The sequence below is a fragment of the Geodermatophilus amargosae genome, assembly GCF_900116515.1.
Taxonomy (GTDB): domain Bacteria; phylum Actinomycetota; class Actinomycetes; order Mycobacteriales; family Geodermatophilaceae; genus Geodermatophilus; species Geodermatophilus amargosae.
In genome coordinates this window covers 61,450-71,960 of sequence record NZ_FPBA01000013.1, presented here as the reverse complement: position 1 = coordinate 71,960, position 10,511 = coordinate 61,450, and the positions used below count along the sequence as shown (strand labels likewise).

Below are 10,511 nucleotides of genomic sequence, written 5' to 3'. Positions count from 1 at the left end.
GTCAGGCGTCTGCGGCACCGCGGCCTCGGTGCAGGGGCCCGCCGCGAGCCTGCGAGCGGTGGGGGGCACCGAGGTCCTTCAGGCGCTCGGCGTGGTGGCAGGCGGCCTCGGTGCCCTCGACCAGCCGCAGCGGCGGCCGCTCGGTGACGCAGACGTCGGTGGCCAGCGGGCAGCGCGGCACGAACGGGCAGCCGGTGGCCGACGGCGCTGCGGCTCCCGCGGTGCCGAAACCGGCCGCCTCGCGGGCGGTGCGGCGGGCCCGCTGCTCGGCCGGGCGGGGCACCGGCGCCGCCGCGGTGAGCGCCACCGTGTACGGGTGCCGCGGCGCCTGGCTCACGGCCTCCACCGGGCCGGTCTCCATGACCTGCCCGCGGTAGAGCACCACCGTGCGCTGGGAGAGGAACCGGACGACGCCGAGGTCGTGCGCGATGAAGAGGAACGCCAGGCCGCGCTGGTCGCGCAGGTCGGCGAGCAGGTTGAGCACCTGCGCCTGGGTGGAGAGGTCCAGCGCGCTGACCGGTTCGTCGAGGACGACGACCTTCGGTTCGCACACCAGCGCCCGGGCGATGGCGATGCGCTGGCGCTGGCCGCCGGAGAACTGCGAGGGATAGCGGTCCACCGCGTCGGCCGGCAGCCCGACGGACTCCAGGCCGGCGCGAGCCTTCTCCACGGCCTGCGGGCCCTTGATGCCCATCAGCCGCAGCGGCTCGACCAGCGTCTGGCCGATCGTGCGCGCCGGGTTGAGCGAGGAGTACGGGTCCTGGAAGACGACCCGCAGGTCGGCGACCAGGCGGCTGCGCTGCTTGAGCGACATCGCGGTGATGTCCTGCCCGTGCAGCTTCACGGTCCCCGACGTCGGCCGCTGCAGTCCGAGCACCGCCTTGCCGATCGTCGACTTGCCCGAGCCGGACTCGCCGACCAGGCCGACGGTCTCGCCGGGGGCGATGTCGAAGCTGACCCGGTCGATGGCCGGGGGCGCCTGCCGCGCCTTGCGGCCCGAGCCGTAGCGCACGACGAGGTCGCGGATCTCCAGCGCGGGGGTGGCGGCGGTGGCGGTGAGGGCCGTGGCGCCGGCGGGGGCGGTCATGAGGACACTCCAGCGGTCGGGGCGGTCTCGTCGGCCGGCGCCAGGACCTCGGCACCGGGCTGGATCTCGTCGCCTGCGCGCTCCGGCGTCCAGGTGGCGTGCTCACGGCTGAGCTCGTCGACCCGGATGCAGAGGACCGAGCCCGCGCCGTGGGCGGGCAGCGCCGGGAAGGGCACGGTGCACTTCTCCTGCGCGAAGCGGCAGCGAGTGGCGAACCGGCAGCCGGTCGGCCACGAGCCGGGCGGGGGGACGGTGCCGGCGATCGAGGCCAGCCGCTCGGGCACCGGCTCGCCCTCGGGCACGTGCGGGTTCGCCCCGAGCAGCGCCATCGTGTACGGGTGCGCGGGCGCGTCCAGGACGGCCTCGGCGGTGCCGGACTCGACGGCCTGGCCGGCGTACATCACCGCGACGTCGTCGCAGATGTCGGCGACCACACCGAGGTCGTGGCTGACGATGACGACCGACAGGCCGGTGTCACGGACGAGCGCGCGCAGCAGCGACAGGATCTCGGCCTGCACGGTGACGTCGAGGGCGGTGGTCGGCTCGTCGGCGACGAGCAGCTGCGGCTCACCGGTCAGCGCCAGCGCGATGCAGACCCGCTGTGCCATGCCGCCCGACAGCTGGTGCGGGTAGCTCTTCAGCACCCGCTCGGCGTCGACGATGCCGACGTTGCGCAGCAGCTCGGCGGCGATCCTCTTCGCCTGGGACCGGCCCACCTCGCGGAAGCGGCGGATCGGGCCGACGAGCTGGGTGGCGATGGAGAACATCGGGTCGAGGGCGACCATCGGCTCCTGGGAGATCATCGCGATCTCCCGGCCGCGGATGCGGTTGAGCTCGGTCTCGGGCAGACCGGCCAGCTCGCGGCCCTGCCAGCGGATGGATCCGCCGGTGACCGAGACCCCGTCGGGCAGCAGCCCCAGGAGCGAGCGGGCGGTCATCGTCTTGCCGCAGCCGGACTCGCCGACCAGACCGAGGACCTGCCCCTGCCGCAGAGAGAAGGAGACGCCGGTGACCAGGTCCGGGCCGTCGTCGACGGACACGGTGAGGTCCCGGACCTCGAGGACGGCGGCCGGGTCGGCCGGGGTGCCGTCCGGCACGGCGGCTGCGGCGACGGCCCGGCGCAGCGGACGGCGGCGACGGCGGGTCCCGCGTGCACCGGCGGCCCTGCCCGCCAGCGCGTCGGCGAGCTCGTTGGCCGCGACGACCGTCAGTGCGAGCACCAGGCCCGTGGGGACCATCAGCCACGGCGACGTGTAGATGTAGCCCGACGCGTCCTGGATCATGAAGCCCCAGCTGGGCTCGGGCTCGCCCGGCCCGAACCCGAGGAAGGCCAGGCCCGCGACGATGAGCAGGCCGATGCCGAACAGCTGCGCGGCCTGCACCGCCACGACGGTGGCCATCGAGGGCAGCACGTGGACGAGGTTCACCCGCAGCGAGCCCAGGCCGTTGACCCGGGCGGCGTCGACGTAGAGCCGCTGGCGCACCGACTGCGCGACCCCGAGCAGCACGCGGTAGACCGCGGCGGAGATGAGCACACCGAGGACCGCCATCACCGGGTAGAGCCGGTTGCCGATCACGCCGATGAGCGCCAGCAGCAGGATCGTGGCCGGGAGTGCGAGGAAGACCTCGGTGACCCGGCTGATGACCCGCTCGACACGGCGGCCGCGCTCGGCGGCGATCAGCGCGAGCGGCAGGCCGATGCCGAAGGCGACGACGAGCATGAGCGCCGAGGACAGCAGCGGCAGCGAGCCGGCGGTGAAGATCCGCGAGAGCAGGTCGCGGCCCAGCGGGTCGGTGCCCAGCCAGTGCTCGGCCGAGGGCAGCGCGAGCCGGTTGGCGGTGTCCTGCTGGCCGGGCTCGAACGGCCGCCACAGCGGCGCGGTGAGCGACGCCACGATGACGAAGGTCAGCCAGGCGGCGCCGAAGATCCCGCCGGGACGGCGGAGGAGGCCAGGGAGGCCGCGGCGGCGCCGGGCCGGCGGGACGGGTTCGGTGGCGACCTCGTCGGCCGCGTCGAGGGGGATGACGCTCATGAGGTGCGCACCTTCGGGTCCAGGGCGGCGACGACGAGGTCGAGCAGCAGGTTGGTGACGACCACGACCACCGTGGCCACGACGACGACGCCGACCAGCGCGGGGAAGTCGCTCGAGGACGCGGCGACCTGGCTGGCCTGGCCGAGGCCGGGCAGCGCGAAGAGGTTCTCGATGATCACCGAGCCGCCGAACAGCGCGATGAACTGGATGCCGAGCGTGGAGACCACCGGCACGCTGGCGTATCGGAGTGCGTGCACGTACCGGATCCGCCACCGCGGCGTCCCCATGGCCCGCAGCGTGCGGATGTGCTCCTGGGTGAGGGCCTCGCGCATCCCGGCCGCGGCGGTGCGGGCGATGATCGCGGCACCGCCGACGGCCAGGGTGATCACCGGGATCGCGATGCTCGAGAGCCACCCGAGCGGGTCGGAGGAGAACTCGGTGTAGCCGGTGGCGGGGAACCACCCCAGCTGCAGCGACAGGAGGTAGACGAACAGGATCCCCACCCAGAACGCGGGCAGGGACAGCGCGACGCCGCTGCCGGTGGTGATGAGCCGGCCGAGGCGACCGCCGCGGACGGCGGCGGTGACGCCGAGGAAGACCCCGACCAGGCCCGACAGCAGAGTGGCGAACAGCGCGATCGAGGCGGTCACCGGCAGCCGGTCGGCGAGGTCGGCGGCGATGTCGCGGCCGTCGACGAGCGAGGTCCCCAGGTCGCCTTGCACGAGCTGCCCCAGGTAGTCGGTGAACTGCACCCACAGCGGACGGTTCCAGCCCAGGGCCTCGTTCTCCGCGGCGACCCGCTCGGCGGTGGCGCCCGCACCGGCACGGACGGCGCCGGGGGTGGTGTCGCTGGCGTGCACCAGCAGGAAGACGATCACGACCGCGGCGAGCACGGTGCCGACCGCCAGGGCCAGTCGCTTGGCGACGTAGGCGAGCATCTCGGGTCCCTTGTCCGTGGGTGCCGGGTCAGTGGGGTGGTCGGGCACGGCCGGTGGCCGCGGAGGGTTCCGCGGCCACCGGCCGGTGGCCTCAGCTGGCGGGCTGGATCTCCGACAGGACCAGGTAGTTGTTGGTCCCGGCGAAGGCCGGCTCCGACACGGACTCGGCGTTGTAGCCGGCGTAGGTGAAGTCCTCGTACACCGGGACGAACCAGCCGTTGGCGGTGATGGCCCGGTTGAGGTCGGTCAGGGCGTGCTCCTGCGCGTCACCGGTGGCACCGAGGGCAGCGCCGAGGGAGGACTCGATCTCCGGCTCGGTGGCGCCCTGCATGTTCATGAACCCGCCGTAGAGCACGCCGGCGATGAAGCCGGCGGGCTGCGCGCCGACGGTGAAGGGGCCGAAGATGACCGGGTCGGTGCGCACCGCGGCGAACACCTGGTCGGTCGAGGTCGCGGTGACGAAGTTCAGCCGGATCCCGACCTCGGCCCACTGGCCCTGGATCGCGACGGCGTCCTCGTCCGGCTGCCCGAGGACCGTGTAGTTGACGTCGATGCCGTCCGGGAACCCGGCCTCGGCGAGCAGCTCCCGGGCGCGGTCGGGGTCGTAGGCGAACTCCTCGTCGATCGCCGGGTCGAACCCGGGAGCGCTCTCGGGGAACAGCTGCGACGTCGGCCGGGAGCCGTCGTGCAGGTCGTTGACCAGCGTCTCGCGGTCGGTGGCGTGGATCATCGCCAGCCGCACCTGCTCGCTGGCGAAGGCGGGGTTGTTCGCGCCGGTCTTGTCGATGACCGGGAAGCCGACGATGGTGCCGCCGACGCTCACCGTCCGCTGCCGCTGCTCGACCAGGTCGATCGTCGTCGGGTCCAGGACGGTCGCGACGTCGGCCTGGCCGGAGACCACCGCGTTGGCGAGGGCCTGCGGGTCGGTGATGACGTCGAAGACGATCGTGTCGTAGCTCCACTCGTCGGCGGCCCACGCCTCGTCGTTCTTGTCGAGGGTGTAGGTGCTCGCCCGCGTCGTCTCGTCGGCGTTGAGCGTGTAGGCGCCCGAGCCGTCCGGCGTGGTCTCCAGCGATGAGGGGTCGGCGACGCCGGCCGGGCCGACGATGATGCCGGCGGTGTCGACGAGGTTGTTCTCGGGCGTCGCCTGCGGCTGGGCCCAGGTGATGACCACGGTCTGCGGGTCGGACACCGTGACGTCGGTGATCTCGCTCGCGCCGCCGGGGGCGATGGCGCCGTAGGCCTCCAGGTCCTCGTCGCTGCGCCGGTCGAGGTTGACCTTGACCAGCTCGGCGTCCAGCGGCGACCCGTCGGTGAAGGTGACGCCCTCCCGCAGGGACAGCGTCGTCTGGGTGTTCTCGGGGTTGTTGGAGAACTCGGTCACCAGGCTCGGTGCGACGGTGCCGTCGGCCTGGGTCACGAACAGCGCGTCGTACATCGCGCTGAAGAAGGTGAACTGGCCCTGCGAGTAGAGCAGCGGGTCGTAGCCGGTCGGGGCGGCGTCCGCGTCGTAGGCGAAGGTCAGCGTGCCCTCGGCACTCGCGCTGCCGGCGCCGCCGCCGCCACCGCCGCCGCCGTTGCCACCGCAGGCGGCCAGCGTGGTGGCCGTCGCGAGGGCGATGGTCGCCGCACCGATGCGGACCGACATCGGCCGCGTGGCCGAGCTGCGCAGTCGCAGTCGCAGTCGAGAGATCTTGATCATGTGTCCTGGCTCCCCATCCTCGACGGGTCGAGGGGTCTGGACGGCCGACCGGCGGCCGCGCGGGCGACTCCGCCCGACTGACGTAGACGATGAGGACGACCCGGGTGTGGCGTCAGGCACAATGCCGTTGAATGGAACGCCAGTGTGGTGCGCGCCTCATCAGTGACCGGGAGGTGACCGGGAGATGACCGACGACCCACCCCCCGTGGCGCGCGTCCGCGGCCGCCGGCCGCCACAGGGCGATCCGGTGGTCGACCGGGCGCTGGCACTGCTGTCCGCCTTCGACGCCGCACACCCCGCGCTGACCCTCGGCGAGCTGTCCCGCCGCAGCGGCATCCCGACCAGTTCCACGCTCCGGCTCGCCGGGCGGCTGCAGGCCTGGGGCGCGCTCGAGCGCGGCGCCGACGGCCGGTTCACCGTGGGGCTGCGGCTGTGGGAGGTCGCCTCGCTGGCGCCACGCGCCCGCGGCCTGCGCCAGGTGGCGATGCCCTACCTGGGCGACCTCGAGGAGGTCACCCGCCAGCACGTGCTGCTCGCCGTGCGGGAGGGCGGGGACGCCGTCCTGGTGGAGCGGCTCTCGGCGCACGCGGCGATCCCGGTGCTCTACCAGGTGGGCGGCCGGCTGCCGCTGCACTCGACCGGCGTCGGCCTCGTGCTGCTCGCCTACGCCGACCACGACGTGCAGGAGGAGTACCTGTCCCGGCCGCTGCTGCACGAGCCCGAGCGGGTCCCGGTGTCGGAGGCGGCGCTACGGCGGACGCTCGCCGACGTCCGCCGCGAGGGGCTCGCGCACTTCCGCCGCAAGGTCCCCCAGCCGCTGGTGTCCGTCGCCGCGCCCGTGTTCGACGCGCAGGACCGGCTGTCGGCGGCGCTGTCGGTGGTCGTGCCGGAGGAGCGCGCCGACGCGCGGCTGCTCGGCCCGGCCGTGCGCACCGCGGCACGCGCGATCTCCCGTGAGCTCGGTGCCCGGCGGCCGCTCGGCCGCTGATCGGAGGACCCCGTCCCTCTCAGCCCTCGCACGCTCGGGCCGAGCCTCCGGACGGGGCCGTCCCTGCCGGTCAATGGCAGGTGCATCGCCCGACGGCCGGCCTGATGGCGAAGGTGGCCTGGACCACCGCCGACCCGCCGGAGGACCCGTGCCGATCCATCCCGCCATCGCCTCGAACCTGCACCTGCTCGAGGGCATCGAGTCCTTCGAGCAGGGCCTGGCCGACCCGGAGCAGCGCGCGCGGCTGGACGCGTTCACGTCGATCGCCGGGGCACCCGAGCCGCCGGCCGTCGCCACGCGGTCGGCGTCGGCGCCTGGGCCGCACGGCGACGTGCCCGTGCGCGTCTACGAGCCCGAGGGCGGCGGCGGCGGCCGGCCGTGCTTCGTGTGGCTGCACGGCGGGGCCTTCCGCATGGGCGACCTGGACATGCCGGAGGCCGACTGGACCGCGCGGCAGGTCTGCGAGCGGGCCGACGCGGTCGTCGTGAGCGTCGACTACCGGCTCTGCGTCGGCGGGGTCACCTACCCGGTCCCCCACGACGACGCCGTCGCCGCCGTGCGCTGGGTCCGCGACTCCGCCGCCGACCTGGGCATCGACCCCGACCGCATCACGGTCGGCGGCGCCAGCGCCGGCGGCAACCTGGCCACCGGGGCGGCCCTGCGACTCCGCGACGACGACGGCTGGCAGCCCGCGGCCCTGGTGCTGGCCTACACGACACTGCACGCCGTCGTCCCGGCCCCGTCCACGGCGCTCGCGGCGCTCATGACCGAGGTCCCGCGGCTGCTCCGCTTCCTGCCCGAGGACCGCGCGTCGATCACCCGTAACTACCTGGGCGGGCCGGAGAGCCGGGCCGACGGGTACGCGATGCCGGCCACCGCCGTCCTCGACGGGCTCTGCCCGGTCCTGCTGCTCAACTCCGAGTACGACGACCTGCGCGCCTCGGCCGAGGCGTTCACGGCGGCGCTGGCGCTCGCCGGCGTCGACGTCCGTCAGGTGCTGGTGCCCGGCATGCTGCACGGCTTCCTCAACATGCCGGCGGCCGACGTCGAGCCGGTGGAGCGGGCGCTGACCCTGATGGCCGACGTGGTCCTCGGCACCGAGCGGAGGCGGGACGCCGCCGTCTGACCGCCTCCTCTCCCGGCCCGGTCAGGACGACGGCCCGCACGGTGCGTGCGCTCGTCTGGACCACCGTCCGAGCACGGAGCGAGGATGGCGGCCGTGACCCTCCGCAGCGCGCAGTGGTACTCCGGCGACGTCCGCAACGCCTACATCCACCGGGCGTGGATGCGCCGCGGCGTCCCGGACGACGCGTTCGGCCGCCCACAGATCGCCATCGCGAACACCGCCTCCGACCTCGTGCCCTGCAACCGCCACCTCTCCGAGGTCGCGGCCGCCGTGCGCGACGGCGTCCACGCCGCCGGCGGCACCCCGCTGGAACTGCCCGTGCTCGGTCTGGGCGAGACGCAGGTCCGGCCCACGGCGATGCTCTGGCGCAACCTGGCCGCGATGCAGATGGAGGAGATGTTCAGGGCCAACCCGGTCGACGGGCTGGTGCTGCTCGGCGGGTGCGACAAGACGATCCCGTCGCTCCTCATGGCCGCCGCCTCGGTCGACCTGCCCGCTGTCGTCGTCCCGGGCGGGCCCATGCTGACCGGCACCTTCCGCGGGGTGCCGCTGGGCTGCGGCACCGACGTGTTCCGGCTCTCCGAGGAGGTCCGCGCGGGCACGTTGTCGGCGGAGGAGTTCACGCGGTCCGAGTCGGCGATGATCCGCAGCCGCGGGCACTGCAACACGATGGGCACCGCCTCGACCATGGCGCTCGTCGCCGAGGCGCTGGGCACCGTCGTCCCCGGGGTCGCCGGCACCCCCGCCGCGGACAGCCGCCTGCTGGAGGCCGCGCACGGAACGGGTCGGCTGGTGGTGGAGATGGTGGCCGCCGACCGCCGGCCCTCGACGTTCCTCACCGAGGGGTCCTTCGCCAACGCCATCGTGGCGCTGGCCGCCATCGGCGGGTCGACGAACGCCGTCGTCCACCTGCTGGCCATCGCCGGCCGGCTGGGGATCGACCTGACGCTCGACGACTTCGACCGCATCGGCTCGGGCGTGCCGGTGCTCGTCGACCTGCTCCCGGCGGGGCGGTTCCTCATGGAGGACCTCCACCGCGCCGGCGGCCTGCTCGCCGTGCTGGCCCAGGTCCGCGACCTGCTCGACCCGACCGCGATCACCGTCACTGGCAGACCGCTGGTCGACACCCTCGACGACGCCCCGATCTGGGACCCGCAGGTGATCCGGCCTCGCGGGGAGCCGCTGGTCGAGCACGGGGGCATCGCCGTCCTGCGCGGGAACCTCGCGCCGTCCGGCGCGGTCGTCAAGCCGGCCGCGGCGTCGCCACACCTCATGCGGCACCGCGGCCGGGCGGTGGTCTTCGACTCCATCGAGGACCTCCACGCCCGGCTGGACGACCCCGACCTCGACGTCGACGCCGACTCGGTGCTCGTCCTGCGGGGCTGTGGCCCGAAGGGCTACCCCGGCATGCCCGAGGTCTCGAACATGCCGCTGCCGAGGAAGCTGCTGGAGCAGGGGGTGCGCGACATGGTGCGGGTGTGCGACGGGCGGATGAGCGGCACCGCCTACGGCACCGTCGTCCTGCACGTGGCGCCGGAGGCGGCGGCCGGCGGCCCGCTGGCCCTCGTGCGCACCGGCGACGTCGTCACGCTGGACGTCGCGGCCCGGCGGATCGACGTCGAGGTCCCGGACGACGAACTGGCCCGGCGCCGGCCGAGCGAGGCGACCGTCGCCGCCTTCGCCGACCCCCGGCGCGGCTGGGAGCGGCTCTACGTCGACCACGTGCTGCAGGCCGACACCGGCGCGGACCTGGACTTCCTCGTCGGCTCGAGCGGATCGGCGGTGAGCCGCGAGTCCCACTGAGCGCGGTCAGCCGCCCACCCGGGTGACCACCGAGGTGCCGAAGCGCTCCGCGGCGGCCCGCTTGTAGCCCGCCGGGAAGTCGGCGGACGCCGTGCGGTCCACGGCGGCCAGCCGCACCTGGGCCTCCGCGTCGCCGGCGAAGGCTGCGGCGGCGTCCTCGGGCGCGAGGTTGGCGACCGCGACCAGCGCGCCCGCGCTCCCCACCGCACCGCACAGACCGACCAGGCTGGTCGCGCCGGTGTAGAGGTCGCCGGCGAAGACGTCGCGCTCGTGGAGCAGTCGGCCGGCGTCCCCCGAGGAGTCCTTGAGCCCGGACACCGGCAGGTCGGGCAGCAGGTCGACGGGGATCCCGGGCGCGGAGGCACCCGGGAAGTGGTACGCCAGCAGCGGCCCGGGAGCCGCCTTCGCGACCGCGTCGTAGTACGGCCGCGGATCGGGGACGCCGGCCGGCGAGAGCACCAGGACGGCGTCCGCGCCCGCGGCGAAGGCGCGCTCGGTCAGCTCCGCCGCCTGCCGGCCGGTGGGCGCGCCGGTACCGGCGAGCACGGGCACCTCTGCCGGCACCGCCGCCCGCACCGCGCCGACGAGAGCGTCCCGCTCCTCGGCGGTCAGGGCGGCCGCCTCCCCCGTCGTCCCGGCGACGAGCACGCACCGCACGCCGAGGCCGACCAGCTGCGCCGCCAGGTCGGCGGTGGCGGGCGCGTCCAACGTCCCGTCCTCGGAGAAGAGGGTGACCAGGGCGACACCGACGCCGGTGAACAGGGGCATGCCCCGCATCCTGCTCCTGCGGGCGCCCTCGGGCCCGGCTCGGCCACCGCAGGAGGATGGTTGCCG

General features: G+C 74.5%; 8 protein-coding genes. 3 read left to right on the top strand and 5 right to left on the bottom strand.

Going from position 1 to position 10,511, the window contains the following annotated elements:
* Nucleotide 1: 1 nt before the first annotated feature.
* The 4 genes from BM414_RS16990 to BM414_RS16975 all read right to left on the bottom strand — a co-directional run bounded on the left by BM414_RS16990 (nucleotide 2) and on the right by BM414_RS16975 (nucleotide 5,760).
* The gene (locus BM414_RS16990) at nucleotides 2-1,087 is read right to left on the bottom strand and encodes an oligopeptide/dipeptide ABC transporter ATP-binding protein (protein WP_093581161.1); all 1,086 of its coding nucleotides are present in this window, start codon (nucleotides 1,085-1,087) and stop codon (nucleotides 2-4) included.
* Nucleotides 1,084-3,120, bottom strand: a complete 2,037-nt coding sequence (locus BM414_RS16985) for a dipeptide/oligopeptide/nickel ABC transporter permease/ATP-binding protein (protein ID WP_093581159.1) — start codon at nucleotides 3,118-3,120, stop codon at nucleotides 1,084-1,086. The genes BM414_RS16990 and BM414_RS16985 overlap by 4 nt, the downstream gene beginning before the upstream one ends.
* On the bottom strand, nucleotides 3,117-4,058 hold the full coding sequence (locus tag BM414_RS16980; RefSeq protein ID WP_093581157.1) for an ABC transporter permease: 942 nt from the start codon (nucleotides 4,056-4,058) through the stop codon (nucleotides 3,117-3,119). Before BM414_RS16980 ends, BM414_RS16985 begins: the two co-directional genes overlap by 4 nt.
* 91 nt (nucleotides 4,059-4,149) lie before the next feature.
* The gene (locus BM414_RS16975; protein ID WP_093581155.1) at nucleotides 4,150-5,760 is read right to left on the bottom strand and encodes an ABC transporter substrate-binding protein; all 1,611 of its coding nucleotides are present in this window, start codon (nucleotides 5,758-5,760) and stop codon (nucleotides 4,150-4,152) included.
* Nucleotides 5,761-5,944: 184 nt separating this feature from the next.
* On the opposite strand from BM414_RS16975, the gene BM414_RS16970 reads away from it, so the two are divergent.
* The 3 genes from BM414_RS16970 to BM414_RS16960 all read left to right on the top strand — a co-directional run bounded on the left by BM414_RS16970 (nucleotide 5,945) and on the right by BM414_RS16960 (nucleotide 9,677).
* Nucleotides 5,945-6,748, top strand: coding sequence for an IclR family transcriptional regulator (locus BM414_RS16970; protein WP_093581153.1), 804 nt, complete (start codon nucleotides 5,945-5,947; stop codon nucleotides 6,746-6,748).
* A 148-nt stretch (nucleotides 6,749-6,896) separates the two neighbouring features.
* Nucleotides 6,897-7,874 (top strand): alpha/beta hydrolase, encoded by a 978-nt coding sequence (locus tag BM414_RS16965; RefSeq protein ID WP_093581151.1) that lies wholly within the window; start codon nucleotides 6,897-6,899, stop codon nucleotides 7,872-7,874.
* A gap of 84 nt (nucleotides 7,875-7,958) precedes the next feature.
* Nucleotides 7,959-9,677, top strand: coding sequence for a dihydroxy-acid dehydratase (locus tag BM414_RS16960; protein WP_217644775.1), 1,719 nt, complete (start codon nucleotides 7,959-7,961; stop codon nucleotides 9,675-9,677).
* Nucleotides 9,678-9,683: 6 nt separating this feature from the next.
* Here the strand turns inward: BM414_RS16960 and BM414_RS16955 are convergent, their stop codons facing one another.
* Nucleotides 9,684-10,445 (bottom strand): dihydrodipicolinate synthase family protein, encoded by a 762-nt coding sequence (locus BM414_RS16955; protein WP_175551643.1) that lies wholly within the window; start codon nucleotides 10,443-10,445, stop codon nucleotides 9,684-9,686.
* Nucleotides 10,446-10,511: the final 66 nt, after the last annotated feature.

What these genes read in the sequence shown, in the direction of transcription:
- BM414_RS16990 (WP_093581161.1), bottom strand. Translation starts at nt 1,087, where the DNA reads ATGACCGCCCCCGCCGGCGCCACGGCCCTCACCGCCACCGCCGCCACC.
- BM414_RS16970 (WP_093581153.1), top strand. Translation starts at nt 5,945, where the DNA reads ATGACCGACGACCCACCCCCCGTGGCGCGCGTCCGCGGCCGCCGGCCG.
- BM414_RS16975 (WP_093581155.1), bottom strand. Translation starts at nt 5,760, where the DNA reads ATGATCAAGATCTCTCGACTGCGACTGCGACTGCGCAGCTCGGCCACG.
- BM414_RS16960 (WP_217644775.1), top strand. Translation starts at nt 7,959, where the DNA reads ATGGCGGCCGTGACCCTCCGCAGCGCGCAGTGGTACTCCGGCGACGTC.
- BM414_RS16955 (WP_175551643.1), bottom strand. Translation starts at nt 10,445, where the DNA reads ATGCCCCTGTTCACCGGCGTCGGTGTCGCCCTGGTCACCCTCTTCTCC.
- BM414_RS16980 (WP_093581157.1), bottom strand. Translation starts at nt 4,058, where the DNA reads ATGCTCGCCTACGTCGCCAAGCGACTGGCCCTGGCGGTCGGCACCGTG.
- BM414_RS16985 (WP_093581159.1), bottom strand. Translation starts at nt 3,120, where the DNA reads ATGAGCGTCATCCCCCTCGACGCGGCCGACGAGGTCGCCACCGAACCC.